General features: G+C 64.5%; 18 protein-coding genes and 1 pseudogene. 8 read left to right on the top strand and 11 right to left on the bottom strand.

Features of this window, described 5'->3' with window-relative positions; genetic code table 11:
* Nucleotides 1–666 precede the first annotated feature (666 nt).
* Both Q0K23_RS10760 and Q0K23_RS10755 read right to left on the bottom strand, forming a co-directional pair.
* Nucleotides 667–1,200, bottom strand: a complete 534-nt coding sequence (locus Q0K23_RS10760; protein ID WP_294521915.1) for a pyridoxamine 5'-phosphate oxidase family protein — start codon at nt 1,198–1,200, stop codon at nt 667–669.
* A 162-nt stretch (nt 1,201–1,362) separates the two neighbouring features.
* A complete protein-coding gene (locus Q0K23_RS10755; protein ID WP_294521912.1) occupies nt 1,363–2,277 on the bottom strand; it encodes a LysR family transcriptional regulator in 915 nt (304 codons plus the stop codon).
* Between the two features lie 139 nt (nt 2,278–2,416).
* Here Q0K23_RS10755 and Q0K23_RS10750 point away from each other — a divergent pair, with 139 nt between their 5' ends.
* Both Q0K23_RS10750 and Q0K23_RS10745 read left to right on the top strand, forming a co-directional pair.
* Nucleotides 2,417–4,045, top strand: coding sequence for an FAD-dependent oxidoreductase (locus tag Q0K23_RS10750; protein WP_294521910.1), 1,629 nt, complete (start codon nt 2,417–2,419; stop codon nt 4,043–4,045).
* 55 nt (nt 4,046–4,100) lie between these two features.
* Nucleotides 4,101–5,051, top strand: a complete 951-nt coding sequence (locus Q0K23_RS10745) for a (4Fe-4S)-binding protein (RefSeq protein WP_294521907.1) — start codon at nt 4,101–4,103, stop codon at nt 5,049–5,051.
* A gap of 68 nt (nt 5,052–5,119) precedes the next feature.
* Here Q0K23_RS10745 and Q0K23_RS10740 read toward each other — a convergent pair whose 3' ends face one another.
* The 3 genes from Q0K23_RS10740 to Q0K23_RS10730 form a co-directional block, all read right to left on the bottom strand.
* On the bottom strand, nt 5,120–5,497 hold the full coding sequence (locus Q0K23_RS10740) for a metallopeptidase family protein (RefSeq protein WP_349231153.1): 378 nt from the start codon (nt 5,495–5,497) through the stop codon (nt 5,120–5,122).
* A gap of 9 nt (nt 5,498–5,506) precedes the next feature.
* On the bottom strand, nt 5,507–6,430 hold the full coding sequence (locus Q0K23_RS10735) for a helix-turn-helix transcriptional regulator (protein WP_294521903.1): 924 nt from the start codon (nt 6,428–6,430) through the stop codon (nt 5,507–5,509).
* A gap of 119 nt (nt 6,431–6,549) precedes the next feature.
* Nucleotides 6,550–8,712, bottom strand: a complete 2,163-nt coding sequence (locus Q0K23_RS10730) for a Tex family protein (protein WP_294521899.1) — start codon at nt 8,710–8,712, stop codon at nt 6,550–6,552.
* A 163-nt stretch (nt 8,713–8,875) separates the two neighbouring features.
* Here Q0K23_RS10730 and Q0K23_RS10725 point away from each other — a divergent pair, with 163 nt between their 5' ends.
* On the top strand, nt 8,876–9,823 hold the full coding sequence (locus Q0K23_RS10725) for a hypothetical protein (protein WP_294521898.1): 948 nt from the start codon (nt 8,876–8,878) through the stop codon (nt 9,821–9,823).
* Nucleotides 9,824–9,889: 66 nt separating this feature from the next.
* Here Q0K23_RS10725 and Q0K23_RS10720 read toward each other — a convergent pair whose 3' ends face one another.
* The 3 genes from Q0K23_RS10720 to Q0K23_RS10710 form a co-directional block, all read right to left on the bottom strand.
* The gene (locus Q0K23_RS10720) at nt 9,890–12,256 is read right to left on the bottom strand and encodes an FMN-binding protein (protein ID WP_294521896.1); all 2,367 of its coding nucleotides are present in this window, start codon (nt 12,254–12,256) and stop codon (nt 9,890–9,892) included.
* 71 nt (nt 12,257–12,327) lie between these two features.
* Nucleotides 12,328–12,765: a MarR family winged helix-turn-helix transcriptional regulator gene (locus tag Q0K23_RS10715; RefSeq protein WP_294521894.1), complete on the bottom strand. Its 438-nt coding sequence runs from the start codon at nt 12,763–12,765 to the stop codon at nt 12,328–12,330.
* 89 nt (nt 12,766–12,854) lie between these two features.
* Complete coding sequence (locus Q0K23_RS10710; RefSeq protein ID WP_294521891.1) at nt 12,855–13,889, bottom strand: sensor histidine kinase KdpD; 1,035 nt, start codon at nt 13,887–13,889, stop codon at nt 12,855–12,857.
* Nucleotides 13,890–14,326: 437 nt separating this feature from the next.
* On the opposite strand from Q0K23_RS10710, the gene gap reads away from it, so the two are divergent.
* Nucleotides 14,327–15,337 (top strand): type I glyceraldehyde-3-phosphate dehydrogenase, encoded by a 1,011-nt coding sequence (gap, locus tag Q0K23_RS10705; RefSeq protein ID WP_294521888.1) that lies wholly within the window; start codon nt 14,327–14,329, stop codon nt 15,335–15,337.
* Nucleotides 15,338–15,408: 71 nt separating this feature from the next.
* On the opposite strand, the gene Q0K23_RS10700 is transcribed toward gap, so the two are convergent.
* Nucleotides 15,409–16,752, bottom strand: a complete 1,344-nt coding sequence (locus Q0K23_RS10700) for an MATE family efflux transporter (RefSeq protein ID WP_294521886.1) — start codon at nt 16,750–16,752, stop codon at nt 15,409–15,411.
* A 190-nt stretch (nt 16,753–16,942) separates the two neighbouring features.
* Nucleotides 16,943–17,503 carry a manganese efflux pump MntP family protein gene (locus Q0K23_RS10695; RefSeq protein ID WP_294521883.1) on the bottom strand — a complete coding sequence of 187 codons (561 nt, stop codon included), beginning with the start codon at nt 17,501–17,503 and terminating at the stop codon, nt 16,943–16,945.
* Nucleotides 17,504–17,849: 346 nt separating this feature from the next.
* Here Q0K23_RS10695 and Q0K23_RS10690 point away from each other — a divergent pair, with 346 nt between their 5' ends.
* From Q0K23_RS10690 to Q0K23_RS10675, 4 genes are all read left to right on the top strand, one after another.
* Nucleotides 17,850–18,749, top strand: coding sequence for an RluA family pseudouridine synthase (locus tag Q0K23_RS10690; protein ID WP_294521881.1), 900 nt, complete (start codon nt 17,850–17,852; stop codon nt 18,747–18,749).
* 131 nt (nt 18,750–18,880) lie between these two features.
* Nucleotides 18,881–19,468, top strand: a complete 588-nt coding sequence (locus Q0K23_RS10685) for an inorganic diphosphatase (protein ID WP_294521879.1) — start codon at nt 18,881–18,883, stop codon at nt 19,466–19,468.
* Nucleotides 19,469–19,570: 102 nt separating this feature from the next.
* Nucleotides 19,571–20,728, top strand: coding sequence for a UDP-galactopyranose mutase (gene glf, locus Q0K23_RS10680; protein WP_294521917.1), 1,158 nt, complete (start codon nt 19,571–19,573; stop codon nt 20,726–20,728).
* A 30-nt stretch (nt 20,729–20,758) separates the two neighbouring features.
* Nucleotides 20,759–21,787 carry a glycosyltransferase family 2 protein gene (locus Q0K23_RS10675; protein WP_294521877.1) on the top strand — a complete coding sequence of 343 codons (1,029 nt, stop codon included), beginning with the start codon at nt 20,759–20,761 and terminating at the stop codon, nt 21,785–21,787.
* Between the two features lie 56 nt (nt 21,788–21,843).
* On the opposite strand, the pseudogene Q0K23_RS10670 reads toward Q0K23_RS10675, so the two are convergent.
* Nucleotides 21,844–22,365, bottom strand: a pseudogene (locus tag Q0K23_RS10670) (nicotinate phosphoribosyltransferase); the annotation flags it as partial.

Below are 22,365 nucleotides of genomic sequence, written 5' to 3'. Positions count from 1 at the left end.
AATACCCATAACGAGGCGGTTTGACAAAAAACCGCATTTTTACAGATAGTCGCCTTTCCTAAATAAACCGTCCCGGTCGCACCGGTGGGTCCAGCCTGGCCGTCCTGTCCGTCCGCACCCGCAGGCCCTGTGGGACCGGTTGGCCCTGTGGGTCCCGTGGCCCCCGGAGCGCCGTTCTCGCCTGCGGGTCCTGTGGGTCCGGTCGCCCCTGTCGGCCCTGCGGGCCCGGGCTCTCCTGCAGGCCCGGTGGGCCCTGTGGCCCCCGGAGCGCCATTCTCGCCTGCGGGCCCTGTGGGTCCGGTCGCCCCTGTCGGCCCTGCGGGCCCTGGGTCTCCTGCCGGCCCTGTGGGCCCCGTGGCCCCCGGAGCGCCGTTTTCGCCTGCGGGTCCTGTGGGGCCGGTCGCCCCTGTGGGTCCTGCGGGCCCGGAATCTCCTGCCGGGCCTGTGGGTCCAGTGGGCCCCGTAGGGCCGGGGATGGGGCATACGGTCACAGTGGACCAGGGACAGAAGGGGCGGCGGGGATCGGGATTGCCGGAAAAGTTGTTCATAGTCAAAACCTCCGCCCCAGTATATGACAGGGCGGAGGCGCGGGAGAAAAGAGCCGCCCCTGTGCCGAGAAGCCTCGGACAGGGGCGGCAGCTCTTCTGCTTTTCAGTTGGGATGGGCTCAGCCCACGGGCAGCACTTCCACGATGCGGCACACCACGGAGTTCTCGGTGATGCGGTCGTTGTTGGCCATCAGGTCGGCCAGGACGTCCTGGTCCTCCTCCAGCTCCAGCTTGACCACAGCGCCCTGGTGGCGCTCCTCCTTGGTCTCGGCGGCGGTGTTGGGAATGTCGAACACCATCTTGGCCACCTTGTCCCGGAGCAGGTTGGTCTTGGTGGCGTTGTCGGCAAAGCCGAAGACGATGTGGCTGTCGTCACCGGCGGCGCCGGGGGTGAAGATGGCGATGTTGGGGGTGCCGTCGGCGTTAACGGTGGACACCACGGACACGCCGCTGTAGGCGGCGATGGCGTCCAGCAGCTCCTGCTGGCTCATGTTGCCGTACAGGCCGGTGGTGACGGAGGCGGTGGTGACGGCGTCGGCGTTGCCGTCGGTGGGAGCGGGGGAGCTTTCGCCGGCGTCGGGCTGGCTGCAGGCGGTGAGGCTGAGGGCCATTACGCCGGCCAGGGCGGCAAGGACAAGCGCGTTCTTTTTCATGGTGGGACTCCTTCCTTTTCAATCACAGATAGAATCGTTTCCTTGTTAAACGATGGTATTCTATCGTATTGTCAGGAATTTGTCAAAGGTCAAATGTACAAAATGCGCATGAATATATAGACCAAATACTGGCGATAGGGAAAATTGACAGAGAAGTTGCGCTCATATCTGCCCCTCCATGGGACAGGGGGCGCCGTAGGAGGAGTAGGAGGCGGCAATGTCCAGGAAGCGGCGGAGGGTGTCGCTGATGACCTTGTTGCGGTGGTAGCACAGCAGGAAGGAGCGCTGCCACACGCAGCCCTCCACGTTGACCCGCCGCAACTCGCCCCGGGCCAGCTCGCCGCTGACCAGCCGGGCGGAGAGGACGGCCAGCCCGTATCCCCGCATGACGGCCTGCTTGATGGCGGTGGCGCTGCTGCACTCCCACCTGATGTTCAGGGGCAGGCGGCGGCGGGCCATAAAGGACTCGAAGAGGGCGCGGGTGCCGCTGCCCTGTTCCCGGAGGATAAAGGGCTGTCCGGCCAGCTCCTCCGGCTCCACCGCCTTCCGGGCGGCAAAGGGGTGGTCGGGCGCGCAGACCAGGATGAGGCAGTCGCTGATGATGGGGGAGGAGAGGATCTCCTCCCGGTGGATGATGCCCTCCACAATGGCGGCGTCCAGCTCGTTCTGGAGGAGCTTGCCCTCAATGGTGCGGGTGTTGTCCACCTGGACCGACAGGTCCACGTTGGGCCGGACCGACCGCAGCTCGTCCAGGATGGGGCAGAGCACCGTGCTGCCCACGGTGAGGGTGGCGCCCACCCGGAGAGCGGGCCGCTCCCCTTCGCCCTTCATGACCTCGTCCAGCCGGTCGAAGGCCTCCACCGCCAGAAGGGCCTGGGCCCGGAGGGTGCGGCCTGCCTCGGTGAGAAAGAGATCCTTGGGGTAGCGCTCAAACAGCCGGGCCTTGTACATCTTCTCCAGCTCGCCGATGGTCTGGGAGACCGTGGGCTGGGACACGTAGAGCCGGGCGGCCGCCTCGCTCATATTCCGGGTCTCGGCCACGGTGAGAAAGATTTTCAGGTGGCGGATGGTGATCAATTGTGCCCCCTCCTTTGACGGTATCGGTTTTTCTGATTGCCTGTATCCAATTTTACTATTTTACCAATAGCAGAACAAGTGATAAAATAAAAACAATGCGTGAAAGGCGGGTCAGCCGCCGGAAAGGATGGATATTCCAATGAAAATTTTGGTTATCGGCGGCGTGGCCGCGGGCACGAAGACAGCCGCCAAGCTCAAGCGCGAGGACCCCACAGCGGAAGTGACCATTCTCAACAAGGGCGAGGACATCTCCTACGCCGGCTGCGGCCTGCCCTACTACGTGGGCGGCGTCATCGCCGACCGGAGCGCCCTGATCGTCAACACCCCCGCCAAGTTTGAGAAGCTCACCGGCGTGGCGGTGAAGTGCGGCGTGGAGGCCGTGGCCCTGGACCGCGCTGCCAAGACCGTCACCGCCAAGAACCTCTCCGACGGCAGCGAGAGCGTGTACAGCTACGACAAGCTGGTGCTGGCCGTGGGCGCGTCCCCCGTGGCCCCTCCCATTGAGGGCGTGAACCTGAAGAACGTGTTCTTCCTCCGCACCCCTGAGGACGCCGTGGCCCTGCGCCAGGCCGCCGAGAGCGGCGAGGTCCGCCGGGCCGTGGTGGTGGGCGGCGGCTACATCGGCCTGGAGGCTGCGGAGAACCTGGCCTCCCGGGATATCCGCACCACCGTGCTGGAGATGGCCCCCCAGATCCTCCCCGGCTTTGACCAGGAGATGGCCGCCTGGGCCGAGGACCGCCTGGCCGACCAGGACATCATGGTCTTCACCAACGAGCGGGTCACCGCCATCACCGGCGAGGAGAAGGTGGAGAAGGTCCTGTGCGAGAACCGGAAGATGAAGGCCGACCTGGTGGTGCTGTCCACCGGCATCCGGCCCAACACCAAGTGGCTCATGGACAGCGGCCTGGACATGGTGAAGGGCACCCTGCTCACCGACCTCCACGGCCGGACCAATGACCCGGCCATCTGGGCTGTGGGCGACTGCGCTATGGTCCACAACCTGATCACCGGCGCCCCCGCCTGGTCCCCCATGGGCTCCACCGCCAACATCGCCGGCCGCAGCGCCGCCGTGAACCTGGCGGGCGGCGAGAGCGAGTACCTGGGCGTGCTGGGCACCGCCGTGTGCAAGCTGCCCGGCCTCAACGCCGGCCGCACCGGCATGAGCGTGGCCCAGGCCGCCGCTGCCGGCATCGACGCCGAGAGCGTGGTGTGCGTGCTGGACGACAAGGCCCACTATTACCCCGGCTCCGGCGAGTTTATCATCAAGCTGGTGGCCGCCCGTGAGGACCAGCGGCTGCTGGGCATCCAGGTGCTGGGCAAGGGCGCTGTGGACAAGATGGTGGATATTGCAGTCACCGCCATCACCATGAAGGCCCGCCTGGCCGACCTGGCCAACATGGACATGGCCTACGCGCCCCCCTTCTCCACCGCCATCCACCCCTTTGTGGCCGCGGTGCAGATCCTGCTCAACAAGCTCTCCGGCAAGCTGGTGAGCATTGGCCCCGCCGACTTCCAGGCCGGCAAGGCCGAGGGCTACCGCATCCTGGACGTGGGCATGGCCCCCGCCGTCACCGGCGCCCCCTACCTGGACTTCACCGCCCTGCCCGCCGGGCTGGAGGGCATCGGCAAGGACGAGAAGCTCCTGCTGGTGTGCGCCAAGGGCAAGCGGGCCTACCTGACCCAGAACCGGCTGCGCGCCCTGGGCTATGCCAACACCGTGGTGCTGGAGGGAGGCACCACCGTCAACGGCACCGAGCTGGTGAAGTAATCGAGATACGTTCTGCGCTGAGACATAAAATTATACATAAGGAGAGGTAACAATTATGGCCTGCACCATCAGCCCTGAGGATATCAAGCGGGTGAAAGCCCTGGGCTTTCTCAACAACAAGGGAACCGACTGCTTCAATGCGCGCATCATCACCGTAAACGGCAAGATCACCGCCAAGCAGAACCAGATCATCGCCGAGGCCGCCGAGAAGTTCGGCAACGGCACCGTGGCCTTCACCACCCGCCTGACCGTGGAGGTCCCCGGCGTCCACTACGACAACATCGAGCCCTTCCGGGCCTACATCGCCCAGGCCGGCCTGGAGACCGGCGGCACCGGCTCCAAGGTCCGCCCCGTGGTGGCCTGCAAGGGCACCACCTGCCAGTACGGCCTCCACGATACCTTCGCCCTCTCCGAGGAGATCCACGAGCGGTTCTACAAGGGCTACCGCAATGTCCGCCTGCCCCACAAGTTCAAGATTGCCGTGGGCGGCTGCCCCAACAACTGCGTCAAGCCCGACCTGAACGACCTGGGCATCATCGGCCAGATGATTCCCAACTTCGACCCCGAGGAGTGCAACGGCTGCAAGAAGTGCGGCGTGGCCCAGGTGTGCCCCATGGGCGCGGCCAAGCTGGAGGACGGCGAGCTGACCATTGACAAGGACGTCTGCAACAACTGCGGCCGCTGCATCGACAAGTGCCACTTTGATGCCATGGACGGCGGCACCTTCGCCTACAAGATCTACATCGGCGGCCGCTGGGGCAAGCACACCGCCACCGGCCGGCCCCTCAGCAAGCTGATCTCCACCAAGGAGGAGGCCCTGAGCATCATCGAGAAGGCCATCCTCCTGTTCCGGGAGCAGGGCAAGACCGGCGAGCGCTTTGCCGACACCATCGAGCGCCTGGGCTTTGACCACGTGGAGAAGGAGCTCCTCTCCGACGACATCCTCTCCCGCAAGCAGGCCATTCTGGACGCCCAGCTGCACATCACCGGCGGCGCCACCTGCTGAGCCAACACCCGATCAACACAAGGACCGCCCTCCGGCACTGCCGGAGGGCGGTCTGTCTCTTTATGGGATTATTCGGGCTCCAGGCCGTCCCGCCAGGCCTCCAGAAAGGCCTCGTCCTTCCGGTCCAGGCCGTGCTCGCCGGCCAGACCCTCGATGTGGTGGGTGAACTCGTGGGCCAGAGTGGTGTAGAGCTCCTCCTCCCAGTCCTCCTCGGTCCAGTTCTCCTTGGCCGCCAGGGCGGCAAAGGAGCCGTAGTACAGGAGGATGTACCGGCCCATCTGGTCGTCGCAGTACTCGCCCAGAATGTACATCTCCCCCGGCGGGAACTCCGGGTCCGGCTTCTCGTCTGGCAGCAGGGAGATGCCGCCGTTGAGGTCGGTGTAAAACGCCTCGGGGAACTCCTCCGCCATCTGGTCCAGCAGATCGCCAGCTTCATCAAAAGTCATGCGTATTCCTCATTTCTTGGCTGTTCCGCTCACCATGCCGCAGAGGAGTCCACCCACCGGGAACACCACCCAGGCGGGGTGCCAGGCGTTGAACACAAAGCCCGCCACAAGAAAGATGATGGTGGCGGCGGACATGATGAAGCCGCACCGGCGGTCGGCGGCCTCATTGGGCTTGTACTCATAGCTGCCGGTCTCGGCGGCGGCACCGCTGCCGTGGTACTTGCTGTGCTCAATGCCCAGGTAGACCAGGACCGCCACCGCAGCGGCCACCACCAGGAAGAACACCGTGCAGGCCGCCGCGCCGCCGCTGGGCTGGGAGTGCCACAGGACGGACAGCCCGATCAGCAGGGCCACCGCCACCACAATGGCGGCCACTGCCGCGGCGATGCCCGCCCGGAACACCTTGCGGAAGGCGGCTATGGCGTCGGCGTTGTAGAAGGGCGGAATGTCCGGGTGGGCCTTGCGGAAGTCGCTGTGGGCGATACCGCCCCACACGAAGAGGAAGACCGCCGCCGCCACACACAGAAAGAAGGGCAGCACCATCAGACCGGTGTTTCCCCACTTCAGATAGCCCGCCAGCAGGGCGGCCACGCTGGCCACAGACAGGAACACCCCGGCGGCCATGAGGGCGGAAAAGCGGTCCATGTGCTGGTCGTAGGCCACGAAGAGGGCGAACCGGGCCTCCTCTGCCTCTGTGTCAGGGGCAGGGGGCGGGGGAAAATCCGCCTCGGACAGCTCCTCCCGCATCAGCTGGTCCAGGGTGCAGGAGAGCAGGTCGGCCAGGGTGAGCAGGGTGGCGGCCTCGGGCAGGCTCTGGCCGCTCTCCCACTTGCTCACCGCCTGGCGGCTCACCCCCAGGGCCTCGGCCAGGCCCTCCTGGGTGTACCCGGCCCGGCGGCGGAGGATGGGCAGGTTATGTTCAAAATGAGTCATTTAAATCGGTCACTCCTTTCAGCACCATTTTGCCGGAAGAAGGCCGGTTTTACCACCAACCCGGCGTTTCGGCGGGGATTTTTTTCGCGCAACTTCAGGTTGCGCGGCTGCTTTCGGGCTTAGGAGGGCTTCTTCATGGTGAGAGAGATGCGCTTTTTCTTCTCATCCACTTCCAGCACCCAGACAGTGACGATATCCCCCACGGCGCACACCTCGCTGGGGTGCTTCACCCGGCGGCCCGCCCCCAGCTGAGAGATGTGGACCAGGCCGTCCTGGTGGACGCCGATGTCCACGAACACGCCGAAGTCGATGACGTTGCGCACCGTGCCCGTCAGCTCCATGCCCGGCTTCAGGTCCTTCATCTCCATCACGTCGGTGCGCAGGATGGGCTTGGGTAGCTCGTCGCGGGGGTCCCGGCCAGGCTTCATCAGCTCGCCCACCACGTCCCGCAGGGTGGGCACACCCACGCCGCAGGCCTGGGCGGCCTTCTCCTCGCCGTAGTCCTTCACCCGCTGGGGCAGCTGGGACAGGTTGCCTGCCTTCACGTCGGCCATGCCGTAGCCGCACAGCTCCAGCAGCTTGCCGGCGGCGTCGTAGCTCTCCGGGTGGACGCCGGTGTTGTCCAGCACGTTGGCGCTCTCAGGCACCCGCAGGAAGCCGGCGCACTGCTCAAAGGCCTTGGGGCCCAACTTGGGCACCTTCAGCAGCTGCTTGCGGGAGGTGAAGGCGCCGTTCTCCTCCCGGTACTTGACGATGTTCTTGGCGGTGGTGGCGTTGAGGCCGGCCACCCGGGTGAGCAGGGGGGCGGAGGCGGTGTTCAGGTCGGCGCCCACCGAGTTGACGCAGTCCTCCACCACGCCCGACAGGGTCTCGTCCAGCCGGGCCTGGGGCATGTCGTGCTGGTACTGGCCCACGCCGATGGCCTTGGGGTCGATCTTCACCAGCTCGGCCAGGGGGTCCTGGAGCCGCCGGGCGATAGACACGGCGCTTCTCAGGTTCACGTCGTACTCGGGGAACTCCTCGGCGGCCAGCTTGGACGCGGAGTACACGCTGGCCCCCGCCTCGCTGACGATCATATAGCTCACGCCGCCCCCCAGCCGCTTGATCATCTCCACCGTCATCTGCTCGGTCTCCCGGCTGGCGGTGCCGTTGCCGATGGCGATGTGGGCCACGCCGTGCTTGCGGATGAGTTTGGAGAGCACGTCGATGGCCTCCTCCTTCTTCCGCTCGTTGAAGGTGGGGTAGACCACCGCCGTGTCCAGCACCTTGCCGGTACCGTCCACCACGGCCACCTTGCAGCCGTTGCGGTAGCCCGGGTCCAGGCCCATGGTGACAAAGCCCTTCACCGGCGGCTGCATCAGCAGGGGCTTCAGGTTCAGTCCGAACATCTTGATGGCGCCCTCGTCGGCCTGCTCGGTGAGCAGGTTGCGGATCTCCCGCTCCAGGCTGGGGGCGATGAGCCGGTCATAGGCGTCCTCGGCGGCGGCGCGGACAAAGGCCATGGAGGGGGCCCCCGGCACCAGCACAGCTCTGCGCACCACGATGAGGGCGGCCTCCCGGTCCATCTCCACCGAGACCTTCAGCACATCCTCGCGCTCGCCCCGGTTGATGGCCAGGATCTGGTGGCCCATGGCCCGGGAGACCGGGGTCCTGAAGTCGTAGTACAGGCGGTACACCGTGTCCTCGGGCTCCTTGTCCGCCGCCTTGGACACCAGGCTGCCCTTGCTCCGCCACAGCTCCCGCAGGCGCTTGCGCAGGTCCGCGTCGTCGCTGATGGCCTCAGCGATGATGTCGGACGCCCCGGCCAGGGCCTCCTCCACCGAGTTGACCCCCTTCTCCGGGTCCACATAGTCCGCCGCCGCCGTCTCAGGGGCGGGGCAGTCCCTGCCCTGGACAAAGAGCAGCTGGGCCAGAGGCTCCAGGCCTTTCTCCTTGGCGATGGTGGCCCTGGTGCGGCGCTTGGGCTTGTAGGGGCGGTACAGGTCCTCCACCTCCGCCAGGGTGGCGGCGGCGTCGATGGCGGCGGACAGCTCCTCGGTCAGCTTGCCCTGGCCCTCGATGGAGGCCTTGACCTCCTCCCGCCGCTTGTCCAGGTTGCGCAGGTAGGTCAGGCGGTCGGCCAGGGTGCGGAGGGTGGTGTCGTCCATGGTGCCGTGCATCTCCTTGCGGTACCGGGCGATGAAGGGGATGGTGTTCCCCTCGTCCAGCAGGGTGATGACGTTCTGGACATGCTCTTCCTTTCGGCCCAGCTCCCGGGCCAGGATCTGAACAATGGTCTCCATTGCAAAACTCCTTTATATCAATACCCGGCGGTGCCGCCGGCAGGCTTGTCCTGTGAGGTATATTTTACGGCATCTCCCCCCGGAAGTCCAGGGGAAAGCTTGCGCAGCGGCAGGGGAACAGGTAGAATAAAAGAGAGAAAACCGGCGAAAGGAGCGACGGAACATGGCGCGCACACTGGAAGAGCTCAACCGCACCCTGGCGGAGCTGGGGGAGCGGCAGGAGAGACGGCGGCGGCTGCTGGTCCAGCGGTCCGCTCTGGGGGACGAGGCGCGGGAGCGCTCCGCCCGGGCGGAGGAGCTGGCCCAGCAGCTGGCCAAGGAGCGGCGGGATGTGGAGGAGCTGGAGGGCGTGAGCCTGAAGGGTCTGTGGCTGCGCATCACCGGTGACCGGGAGGTGCGGCTGTCCAAGGAGGAGGCGGAGGCGCTGGCGGCCCAGGCCAAGTATGAGCAGGCCCTCCGGGACGTGGAGGCGGCCCAAAACCGGCTGGCCGAAATGGAACGGGAGCTGGAGGGCATGCCCGACTGCACGGCGGAGCTGGAGGCGGCCCTGGAGGAGAAGCGGGCCCTGCTGCGCACTGCGGGCGGCCCGACCGGGGAGCGGATCGCCGAGCTGGAAGAGGAGATCGCCCGGCGGAAGGACAGGATCAAGGAGCTCCGGGAGGCCTCGGCCGCCGGGGAAGAGGTGTTCTCCTGCCTGGACGTGGCGGACGACAAGCTGGACGAGGCCCAGGGCCTGGGCACCTGGGACATGCTGGGCGGCGGAGTCTTCGTCACCATGATGAAGCACGACAAGCTGGACGAGGCGCGGAACTATGTGGACCAGGCCCAGCAGGCCATGTCCCGGTTCCGCACCGAGCTGGCCGACGTGGACCTGATCTCCCGGGCCCAGGTGTCCATCGGAGACTTCGCCACCTTTGCCGACTACTTCTTTGACGGACTCTTTGCCGACCTGGCGGTGCAGGAACAGATCGAGCAGTCCCGGGACAGCGTGGTCCGGGCGGGGATGGAGGTGAAGTCGGTGCTCCAGCAGCTGGCCGGCCTGGAGGGGGAGGAAGAGACGGGCATTGCCCGGGCTCAGGCGGAGCTGGCGCGCATCACGGAAGCGGGATAAATCCAGACAGTAAGGCGCGGCCCGGAGCAATCCGGGCCGCGCCTTTGTTTGCTTATGGAAAGGGGCTCAGCCTGCCGCCACAGCGGCGGCCTGCTCGCCGGCGATATAGCCGCTGCCGAAGACCCACATACCGGCGTCGCCGCCGATGGGGTACTCGGCGCCGGTGGCCATGATGTTGCCGAAGCCGTCGTTGCCCGCCACGAACAGGTTCTCAATGGCGGTGCCGTCCTCACGGACAGCCTGCATGTTGCTGTTGACCTCCACGCCGCCGCAGGAGCTGATGGCCAGGCCGCAGCACTTCATCACATAGTAGTACTCGCTGCCGTCGGCATTGGCATCGGAGGTGCTGGTGCCGTAGGCGGCGGCCAGAGTGCCGTCCTCAAAGCCCAGCAGGGCGTCGCCCTCGGACAGGGAGGACACCTTCCAGGCAAAGCCCTGGCTCACGGCCTGCTCCATGACGGTATCCACCCAGTCGCCCAGGGCCATGCCGGTGGGGATGCCCAGACCCACGTTCTGGAAGCCCATGGCGTTGCTGGTCAGGCCGCTCTCGGCGTAGGCCTGGAGCTGCTCGGCGGAGTAGACCACATAGTAGGAGGAGCCGATGGAGTAGGTGCCCATGGCGCCGGAGAAGCCGCCCATGGGGTTGTAGGCGTCATAGTCCTCGGGGCGGAAGGAGGTGCCGTCGTCCTCCACGAACACGCCGTCGGGGTTGCAGGCCAGGATGACGGTCAGGTCATTGGGGGACCACTGGGTGCCGTCGTCGGCGGTCTGGACCTCAAAGGCGGTGATGAACTGCTCGCCCATACGCTGGTGGCTCATGGGGTAGGCGTCCAGATTGTAGGGAGCCGCGCCGGCGTCCAGGGCCATAAGGATGCCGTCGCCGTCATTGCCCTGCCAGCCGTAGTAGAGCCAGTCGTCGCCGCCGCCGGCCCACTCGTCCATCAGCTCGTCGCTGCCGCCGTAGCCGCCGGTGGCCAGCACAACCGCCTTGGCGGTGACATAGTAGGTGGTGCCGTCGTCGCCGTGGGCCTCCACGCCGGTGATGTTGCCGTCGTCGTCGTAGGTCAGGTTGGTGACCGTGGTGGACAGCAGGGCCTGGCCGCCGTTGGAGATGAAGTTGTCGTACACGGTATCGTAGTACTTCTCCGCCTCATAGTAGGAAACGCTGGTGCCCTCGCCGTCGGTGCCGAAAGAGTAGACATCGTCGGGCGTGAACAGGTCGGGCTCTTCAGGCGTGGTGGGCAAAGCCATAGGACCGCCCTTTGTAACGTTCTCCATCACCATAGACATGGAGGACTGGACAAAGGCCATGCCGTACTCCATGATTTTTTGGATGCCCAGACCGGAGGCGGGCACCACGGCCTTGTAGGCCTCGGCGTTGACGGGGGTGAACTCGTCGGCGTGGGCGGCCACATAGTCCGGGTCATTCCACTGGGAGTCCTCCTCGCCGTGGCGGTGGTTGGCAATGGTCTGCTCATAGGTGTCCAGGATGGCCTGGGCCTGGTCGGCGGTGGTATCCGGGCTGTAGGCCTTGGGGCCGCCGGTCATCATGGACTGTCCGCCCCAGCGGAAAGTCTTTTCGATGTTGAGCACGGATGCGCCGCTGTCCAGGGCGGCCAGGGAGGCCACCGCACCGGCGGCGCCGGCGCCCACCACCACTACGTCGCAGCTCAGCTCCTCCACGTCCTCAGTCTTGGAGGAGGGGGTCATGAACATGGCGTTGATGGCGGTGTTGATCTCGTCATCGGAGTAGCCGGAGGCGTCAAAGGCCTGCTCCAGAGCCGAGCGGATGGCGTTCTTGATGCCGTTGGAGGAGCCGGTGGCGCCGGTGACGGCATCCACGCCGATGCTCTGCAGCTCCAGGATCTGGGGCTCCAGCTCCTCAAAGGCCCCAGTGCACAGGTAACGGTTCTCATAGGAGTCCTGGTCGTCCACAAAGTTGTCCTGGAGGGACAGGGAGACGATGCTGCTCTCGTCCACCGTCACGTCCACGGTGACAAAGTCGATGCAGGAGAAGCCGTGGGACTGGCCGGTGTAGGTGCCGGGGGTCATCTGGTACTCAGCGGTGTCCAGCAGCCCGGCCTGGCGCATGGCGTCCTGGAGGGCGGCGATGACGCCGTTGGAGGTGCCGGTGGCGCCGGACACCGCGTCCACCTGGCCCTGGTTCTCCACGATGGCGGTCTGGAAGTGGTCGATCTGGGCGCCGCCGATATCAGGGGTCTCGTCGGGGGCGTCGATGGTGCAGGCGGTGATGACCCCGTCCGCCACCTCGATGGTGACGCTGATGTCCCCGCCGTAGCCCCGGGCAGTGCCGGTGTAGGACGCGGTCTGAGCCTGGGAGCCGGAGGGGCTGGTCTCAGGTTCCTGGGACGAGCAGGAAGCCAGGGAGAACAGCAGCGCCAGCGCGAGGAACAGAGAGATGCTTCTTTTCATTATAGATTCCTCCTCTATGTGCCGTTGACTAAATAAGTAACATGCTATATATATGGGAAAAAGAAGAAGGGCTATTCGCCCAGCTCCTTTTGCAGATTGTCCCGGACCACCTTCAGCATCCGCACCAGCTCGGCCCGTTCCTCCGGTGAGAGGCCGCGGGTCAGCAGCTCCTCGCTGTCCTCGATGGCGTTGAGGGCCTCGTCCTTGGCGTCGGCGGGAGGGAGAGGGTAGAGGTTCCGGGCCCGCTTGTCCTCCGGGTCGGGCACGCTGATCAGCAGTCCCTTTTCCACCAGACGGCTTACAAGGCCCACCACTGTGGGGTGGGACACACCCAGAAAGGCCTCCACGTCCCGCAGCGTGGTCCGGGCGCCGCCCTGGGCCATGACAAAGCGGAGTACCTCCGCCTGGGCCGGGGTGATCCCCTCGGACCGGAAACGCTGATAGAGTACCTTTCCGTGGGCGTCGTAGATCAGCTTGATCAGAAATCCTACGTCGCTCTCTCTGCCCATGAAATCCTCCAAATATATAGCGTGTTACCTTTTTCGTATTGTATGGCACACGCAAGAGATTGTCAAGTGTTTGACAGACAAAAAAGAAATTATTCCAGCCCATCCTGCCGGAAGACCTGCCAAGGCAGCACGGCGGACAGCTCGATCAGCACCGGTGAGAAGCCGCCGGTGAGGTCGGCGGCCTGTCGGGGCGTGCGGAGAAGAGGGGGCTGCTCCGGCCGGCTGACAGGGAGGGATACCGTGGCCCGCAGGCCTTCGCCGGTCCTGCTCTCCAGCATCAGTGCGCCGCCGTGGAGGGCGGCGATCTGCCGGGCGATGGGCAGGCCCGCGCCTGCGCCGCCGGCATTGGAGCGGCTGTCCAGACCCGGGCCGCTGTCCCACACTGTGAGAAGGGCACGGCCGCCGGTCTCCGTCAGCCGCAGGCCCGCCCTGCCGCCGCTGCCGGCGGCCTGCAGGGCGTTGGAGATGAGGCACAGCAGCATCCGCTGGATGAGCACGCTGTCCCCGGTGGTGAGCAGAGAGCCGCAACGGTCGTCAAAGCGGAAGGATACCCCTGCGGCCTCCGCCAGGCCGGACACCTTCCGGCACAGATCCCGGCACAGACCGGCCAGGTCCAGGGGAGCGGCGGACAGGGTCAGCCGTCCCTCCGCCAGGGCGCCGGCGGTCTCGGCGTTGTTCATCAGGCGCAGCATCCGGTAAAAGCTCTGGTCCAGGACGGCCATATATTGCTCGTATTTGGGATCCAGCCCCTTCAGGGCGGGGGAGATGAGCTGGGCGGCGGCGGTCAGGTTGCTCATGTGCTGCCGCATCTGCTCCAGCAGGGCGGCGGTGCCGGGGAAGGGGGAACTTACCGGGTCCTCAGGCAGGAGAACCGCCAGCAACCCGTCCCCCTGGGGGGACAGGGAGAACCGCCAGGTCCGGCCGTTGGCGGCGCAGGTGCCCACAGTGGGGCCGGAGTCGGAAGAAAAGCCGGAGAGGAACTCGGGCGCCGGCCCGCCGGCAGGGTCCAGACCCAGCAGTTCCGCCGCCGCGCTGTTGCAGACAGCGGTCTTTCCCTCACGGACGATCAGGGCGGGAAAGGGCACGTGCTCCAGGGAAAAGGGAGAGAACGGCGTGTTGTGCATAGGCTGCGCTCACCTCCATTCAATATCTCATGCTGCGTTATAGCTTATGCAGTTCCGGGTGGAACCGCGTTTTTTTCAGTATACCAAAATCTGGCCCGGGCAACAAGTGGATTTGTCGAAAAGGGTCGAATGAGGAGAAAAGCGGACTAAGGGCCGCGTTTTGCCCCCGGCGGCCGGTTGAAGAGAGGGAAAAACAGGAATAGATTCCGCTTGGAGCGGATAAACACGGAAGAAGCCGGCGGAACACCGGTACAAAGCCGGGCCGGCGGACGCTTATGCCGGACTTAAGCGCTTTTGTGGGCACACTTGCTATAACTTGAATAAAAAAAGCAAATTTTTTGGGAAATTTCAAAAAAACTCTTTAAAAACGCAACAAGATAGGCTATAATAGGGGGCGCACGAGGATACCTCGAACATTTTAAAAGGAGAGAATTGAAATGAGCATTAAAGTCGGCATCAATGGCTTTGGCCGCATCGGCCGTATGGTCTTCCGCGCTAGTCTGAATCATCCCGAGATCGAGATCGTGGGCATCAACGATCTGTGCCCCGCCGACTACCTGGCTTACATGCTGAAGTTCGACACCATGCACGGCCAGTTCGCCGGCGAGGTGAGCAGCAACGAGCAGGGCATCGTGGTCAACGGCAAGTGCATCCCTGTCTTCGCCGAGCGTGACCCCGCCAACATTCCCTGGGGCAAGCTGGAGGCCGAGTACGTCGTGGAGTCCACCGGTCTGTTCCTGACCCAGGAGAAGGCTGAGGCCCACCTGAAGGCCGGCGCCAAGAAGGTCGTCATGTCCGCCCCCTCCAAGGACAGCACCCCCATGTTCGTCTGCGGCGTGAACCTGGACAAGTACACCACCGACATGAACTTCGTGTCCAACGCCTCCTGCACCACCAACTGCCTGGCCCCCATCGCCAAGGTCCTGAACGACAACTTCGGCATCACCGATGGCCTGATGACCACCGTTCACTCCACCACCGCCACCCAGAAGACCGTTGACGGCGTGTCCATGAAGGATTGGCGCGGCGGCCGTGCTGCTTCCGGCAACATCATCCCCTCCTCCACCGGCGCCGCCAAGGCCGTGGGCAAGGTCATCCCCGAGCTCAACGGCAAGCTGACCGGTATGTCCATGCGTGTTCCCACCCTGGACGTGTCCGTCGTTGACCTGACCGTCAACCTGGCCAAGCCCGCCACCTACGAGGAGATCTGCGCCGCCATGAAGGCCGCCTCCGAGGGCGAGCTGAAGGGCGTTCTGGGCTACACCGACGAGGATGTTGTCTCCTCCGACTTCCTGGGCGACACCCGCACCTCCATCTTCGACGCCAAGGCCGGCATCGCCCTGACCGACACCTTCGTGAAGGTCGTGTCCTGGTACGACAACGAGGTGGGCTACTCCAACAAGGTGCTGGAGCTCATCAAGCACATGTACTCCGTCGACCACAAGTAAGCTGGTCCCCAAAACGGAAACGGAAAATCCCCTCCGGAGCGATCCGGAGGGGATTTTTTATCTGCCTGGAATCAGATGGCCATGGCCTCGCCGCCGGGGAGGGCCACGCCGGCCAGGGCCCGTCGGCCCAGCCGGACGCTGAGGAAGAGGGTCACCAGCTCCACGGCCGGGAAGGAGAGCCAGATGCCGGTCATGCCGAAGAGGGAGGCAAAGAGGCAGGCGGCAGGCACAATGCCCAGGCAGCCCCGGAAAAAGGACACCCGGAAGGAGGCGCCCGCCTGCTCGGTGGCGCCCAGCAGGGCGGCGGTGACAAAGTTGAAGCCCACGAACAGGAAGCCCACAAAGTACAGCTTCAGTCCCGGCTCGGCGATGGCCTGGAGCTCGGCGTTGCCCTCGCTGTTGAAGAGGGCCACCAGCTGCCCGGGGAAGAGCAGGGCGGCGCCCAGCGCCGCAAGCCCCAGAACAGAGGCCAGCGCCAGGGCTTTGCGGTACACCCGCCGTACTACGTCCAGGTCCTGCATGCCGTAGGCGTGGCTGAGGAGGGGCTGGCTGCCCTGGGAGATGCCGGTGAAGATGGACAGCACCACCAGGGCCAGATTGGCCACCACGCCGTAGGCCGCCACGCCTACAGTGCCCGCCGCGTGCATCACCAGCAGGTTGAACACCACCAGGGTGATGCCGGAGGAGAACTCGTTGATAAAGGCGGCGATGCCCAGTCCGGCCACGGCGGCCATCTTCCGCAGGGACAGCCCGGTGGGCGCGGCCTTGAACCGGCTGCGTCCGGGCAGGATATGGCCGAAGAGGGAGATGGCGATGCCGATGATGGGGGCGGTGCCGGTGGCCAGGGCGGCACCGAAGATGCCCATGTTCAGGGGGTAGAGGAACAGGTAGTCCAGCACGATGTTGGACAGGCTGCCCACCAGCATGGCCGCCATGGCCAGCTTGGGGCTGCCGTCGTTGCGGACAAAGGCCACCAGAATGTGGTTGAGAATAAAGAAGGGGGCGAAGAGAAAGGCGGTGCGCAGGTACACCGCGCACATGGGCAGGATCCGCTCCTCCGCGCCCAGCAGCCTGGCCAGAGGCTGGGAGAACAGCAGTCCGAAGACCACCAGCACCACGCCGGCCCCGATGCCGGCAATCAGGGACAGAGTGAAGGAGGCGTTGGCCTCCTTGTCGTCCTCCCGGGCCTTGCAGATGGCGTACCGGGTGGCGCCGCCGATGCCCAGCATCATACCCAGGCCGTTGATAAAGCCAAACACCGAGATGGCCAGGTTCAGGGCTGCCAGGCCGTCCGACCCCAGACGGATGGCCACGAAAAAGGTGTCCGCCAGGATATAGCCCGACATGCCCACCATGCCCAGAATGTTCAGGGACATGTAGCGGGCAAAGGTGCTGTTCAGATTATGCTCGTCCATAGGTTGATCCCTCGCTTTTCAAAGATGGGGCTGCCGGACCCCGCAGAGCAAAAAGTGCCTGGATATATTCCTTCTAAGACCTACGGAATATATACAGGCACAGACTGCATTTACCCGGTGGTAAATGCCGGCACGAATCAAAAATTGTCGTAAGAGAGGATAACACAGGCGGTGGGAGAATGTCAAGCCCTCAGCCCAGGATGTCAAGATGCTCCAGCAGGATCTTCACGCCCATGAGGATGAGCACGCACCCGCCGAAGAGCTCGGCTCCCGAGCGGTACCTGGCGCCGAACACGCTGCCGATCTTGACGCCCGCCGCCGAGAACAGGAAGGTGATCACGCCGATAAAGGCCACGGCGGGGCCGATGTCCACCCGCAGGAAGGCAAAGGTGACGCCCACGGCCAGGGCGTCGATGCTGGTGGCCAGAGCCAGGGGGAGCATGGCGGCGGGGGAGAAGAAGCCGTCCTGCCGCTCCTCCTCGCTGCGGGACTCCTTGACCATGTTGCCGCCGATAAAGGCCAGCAGCACAAAGGCAATCCAGTGGTCCACGCTGGTGATGAGGGCCTCGAACTGGGAGCCCAGCAGCCAGCCCAGGAAGGGCATCAGGGCCTGAAAGCCGCCGAACCACAGCCCGGCGGTGAGCATATGGCCCAGGCGGACCCTGCCCACCGACAGGCCCTTGCAGATGGAGACGGCGAAGGCGTCCATGGACAGCCCCACGGCGATGATGAACAGTTCCAGAAGACCCATAATAAAAAACCTCCGGTCGGGGGATTTGGCCCGGCCTGAGGGCCGGAGCGGGAGAAAACAGCGCATTTTTCCAAAAATAGGCAAACAAAAAGAGACCTATCCGCCCCCTGGCAGATAAGTCTCGTCATTTCAGGCTGAACCAGAGGCCCCAGGCCCCAGTATGTTGGCTCCGCCGCGCACGCCGCGCCGACTACTCCCTTATGTTCGTCCATTCTAACATTTTCCGCCCCGGCCTGTCAAGAAAAAACAGACGGTTTCCTGTCCTGTCCGGGGTAGCCATCGGGGCGGGGCTGTGATAAAATGTTCCATGCTCGACTGAGAAGCACCACAGGACGGAGGGAGAACCATGGGAAAAAGCACGGCGGGGGAGCGGCGCTACCCTGTGACGGAGAAGGGCTATCTGCTGGAGTTCCTGCTGGAGCAGGTGAAGGGGAAGTCCCGCAACGCGGTGAAGCACCTGCTGTCCGGGCGGCAGGTGGCGGTGGACGGGAAGATCGTCACCCGCTTTGACTGGCCCCTGGAGCCGGGGGAGGTGGTGACCATCCTGCCCCAGGGCGGGGAGGAGCGGGCCAAGGCCCCATTCCCCATCCTCTATCAGGACAAGGACCTGATCGCCATCGACAAGCCCGCCGGGCTCCTCACCGTGGGCCACGAGGGGGAGCGGCAGCGCACGGCCTATCGGATGTTGGCCGACACCCTGCGGGACGGCAGCCGGGAGAAGAAGCTCTTTGTGGTCCACCGGCTGGACCGGGACACCTCGGGCGCGGTGCTCTTCGCCCGGAATGAGGAGATGAAGCGCTCCCTCCAGGAGGACTGGGACAAGCTGGTAAAGGAGCGGATCTATCTGGCGGTGACCGTGGGCGCGCCTGAGCGGCAGGAGGGCGTGGTCCGCTCCTGGCTGAGGGAGACCTCCACCCGGGTGGTCTACTCCGCCGGTCCTGGCAGCGGCGGCAAGGAGGCCATCACCCGCTACAAGGTCCTCTCCCGGGCGGGGGAGTACGCCCTGGTGCGGGTGGCACTGGACACGGGCCGGAAGAACCAGATCCGGGTCCACATGGCCGACCTGGGCTGTCCCGTGGCGGGGGACAGAAAGTACGGCGACGGCGCCGGCCCCATGGACCGGCTGGCCCTCCACGCCGTGAGGCTCACCATCACCGACCCCCGCACCGGAGCGCCCCTGACTGTGACCGCGCCGGTGCCCAAGCCCTTCCTCCGCCTGTTCCCCGGGGCGGAAAAAGGGGTCTAACAGGCCAAAAGATGGGAAAACCGCGTTGTAAAGCGGGGAACAATCAGATATAATAAAAAAGATACAGCGATACAGACCATGCGCCGGACAGGGCGCGTGAAAAACGTTTGAGTAAAGAAGGAGCCTGCTGCATGTCAAATATCTGGCACGATATCAGCCCCAAGCGCATCACCCCCGAGGATTTTGTGGCCGTCATTGAGATCCCTCAGGGCAGCAAGAAGAAGTACGAGCTGGACAAGGAGACCGGCCTCATCATCCTGGACCGGGTGCTCCACACCTCCACCCACTACCCCGCCAACTACGGCTTTATCCCCCGGACCTACGGCGACGACGGCGACCCCCTGGACGTGCTGGTCCTCTGCTCCGAGTCCATGGACCCCCTGACCCTGGTGCGGGTGTACCCCATCGGCTATATCTCCATGCTGGACGACGGCAAGAACGACGAGAAGATCATCGCCATCCCCTTCTCCGACCCGGCCTACAACGGCTACCGGGACATCAGCGCGCTGCCCGCCCACGTCTTTGACGAGATGGCCCATTTCTTCTCGGTCTATAAGCAGCTGGAGGGCAAGGATACGGTGGCCGGCGACGTGAACGGCCGCGAGGCGGCCATCAAGGTCATCCAGCGGGCCATCGACCACTACAACGATACCTTCCTGGGCAACACCAACGGCCCCACCGACGGCCGCTTCGACCGGTTCGGCGGCTCCGACCGCTGAAATATTTCGGCAATTTAAGGCTTTCTTAATACTTTTTCCGTTCATTTTATCCACAAAATCTGGTAAGATGGAGGAAAGATCATGCTGCGAGGTGTTCATTCCATGAGTCAGAAGTACGACTGCCTGGTCATCGGCGCCGGCTTCGCCGGAGCGGTGACCGCCCGGGAGCTGGCCGAGCGGGGCGGGAAAAAAGTGCTGGTGCTGGAGCGGCGCAGCCACGTGGGCGGCAACGCCTACGACCGACTGGACGACGCCGGCGTGCTCATCCACCAGTACGGCCCCCACATTTTCCACACCAACAGCCAGCGGGCCTATGACTACCTCTCCCGCTTCACCGCCTGGCGTGACTATCAGCACCGGGTGGTGGCCAATGTCCACGGCACCATGATGCCCGTGCCCTTCAACCTGACCTCCCTGGAGCTGGCCTACGGCCCCGAGAAGGCCGCCCGGCTGGAGAAGAAGCTGGTGGAGACCTACGGCGCGGAGAAAAAGGTCACCATTCTGGAGCTGCGCAAGAGCGACGACCCGGAGATCAAGGCCCTGGCGGATTATGTATATGAGAACGTGTTTGTCCACTATACCATGAAGCAGTGGGGACAGACGCCGGAGGAGATCGACCCCAACACCACCGCCCGGGTGCCCGTGTTCCTGTCCCGGGACGACCGGTATTTCCAGGATACCTGGCAGGGCATCCCCGCCGAGGGCTACACCCCTGTCTTTGACCACATGCTGGACCACCCCAACATCACCGTGGAGCTGGGGGTGGACGCCTCCGACCGCCTGAGCCTGGACGTCTCCGGCCTCTCCCTGGACGGCGAGCCATTTACGGGCGCGGTGGTGTACACCGGCGCGGTGGACGAGCTGTTCGGCTGCTGCTTCGGCCGCCTGCCCTACCGCACCCTGGACTTCAAGTTCGAGACCCACCCGGTGGAGTGGTTCCAGCCCCGGGGCACGGTGAACTACACCGTCAGCGAGGACTACACCCGCATCACCGAGTTCAAGTATTTCTCCGGCCAGGATCTGCCCGACCGGACCACCATTGTCAAGGAGTACTCCCGCACCTACACCGGCGCGGCGGAGGAGACCCCCTATTACGCCATCATCAATGAGGCCAACAACGCCCTGTACGCCAAGTACCGGGCCCTGGCCGACGCCCTGCCCGACTTCCACCTGCTGGGCCGGCTGGCGGAGTACAAGTACTACAATATGGACGCCATTGTGGTCCGGGCCCTGGAGCTGGCGGACCGTCTGCTGGGCTGAGGGCCCGGCAAACAGAAGGGTGAGAGAAAAATGGATAAGATTATTACCTTTGCCGTGCCGTGCTACAACTCGGCGGCCTACATGGACCACTGCATCCAGACCCTCCTGGAGGGGGGCGACGACATCGAGATCATCCTGGTGGACGACGGCTCCACCAAGGACGACACCCCCGCCATCTGCGACCGGTACGCCGAGCAGTACCCCGACATTGTCCGGGTCATCCACCAGGAGAACGGCGGCCACGGCGAGGGCGTGAACCAGGGCATCCGCAACGCCTCCGGCATCTACTACAAGGTGGTGGACTCCGACGACTGGCTGGACGTGGACGCCCTCCACAAGGTGCTCAATAAGCTGCGGGAGTTTGCCAAGATGGAGCGGCCTGTGGACATGGTCATCGCCAACTATGTCTACGAGCACGTGGAGGACAACACCCGCAAGGTGATGGGCTACACCAACGTGTTCCCCAGGAACCGGATCTTCACCTGGAACGACATCGGCCGGTTCCGGGCCTCCCAGTACCTGCTGATGCACTCGGTCATCTACCGCACCAAGCTGCTGCGCAAGTGCGGCCTGGAGCTGCCCAAGCACACCTTCTATGTGGACAACATCTTTGTCTACCAGCCCCTGCCCTACGTCAAGACCATGTACTACATGGACCTGGACCTGTACCGGTACTTCATCGGCCGGGCGGACCAGAGCGTCAACGAGAAGGTGATGGTGGGCCGTGTGGACCAGCAGGTCCGGGTCACCCGCCTGATGATCGACGCCCACGACCTGCGCCGGGTGCTCACCGTCCAGCCCAAGCTGGGCCGGTACATGCGCAACTACCTGGCCATGATGATGACCATCTCCTCCATCTTCCTCATCATCGACGGCTCTCCCGAGGCGTTGGGCAAGAAGACCGAGCTGTGGGAGTACCTCCGGTCGGTGGACGCCCGGCTCTACCACAAGCTCAAGTACCGGGCGGTGTCCTTTGTGGGCAATATCCCCGGCTACCAGGGCCGGAAGCTGTCCGTGGGACTGTACCGCATGGCTCGGAAGATCTACAAGTTCAACTGACCGGCATATAAAGAAAACCGGCTGTTCCCCACGGGAACAGCCGGTTTTTGTGTGTCTCAGATATGGCCCGCCTCTTTGAGCAGCTCATGCTTGATGTCCCACAGCTTCTGGGACAGGTCCACATAGTAGTTGTGGGGGTTCTCAAACCGCTTGACCTCGTCCCACTGGAGATCGATCTGGGCGGCGCAGTAGGCCCGCATCTCGGTGATGGAGGGGGACTGGTACACCAGCCTGCCCTCCTGGAAGATGGGCACCAGCAGCTCTACCGCGGTGAAGTCGGTGACGGTCTTCCGCTTCCAGGTGGCCTCAGGGTCGAAGAGCTCCAGAGGCTGGGTGGGGTCGATGACCTCGTCGTGGACGCAGATCAGGTCGGCCATGGCCTTGCCCGTCTCGTTTTCAAAGATGCGGTACACCTTCTTGAAGTGGGGATTGGTGATCTTGGAGGGGTTCTCGGAGATCTTGATCTTGGGGATGATATTGCCCGCCTGGTCCTCCACGGCCGCCAGCTTGTACACGCCGCCGAACACCGGCTCGCTCTTGGAGGTGATGAGCCGCTCGCCCACGCCGAAGGAGTCGAT

It is taken from the genome of uncultured Pseudoflavonifractor sp. (genome assembly GCF_944387275.1).
GTDB lineage: Bacteria > Bacillota > Clostridia > Oscillospirales > Oscillospiraceae > Pseudoflavonifractor > Pseudoflavonifractor intestinihominis.
Note: the sequence above shows the minus strand (reverse complement) of the source record. Positions and strands in the feature narration are given on the sequence as shown.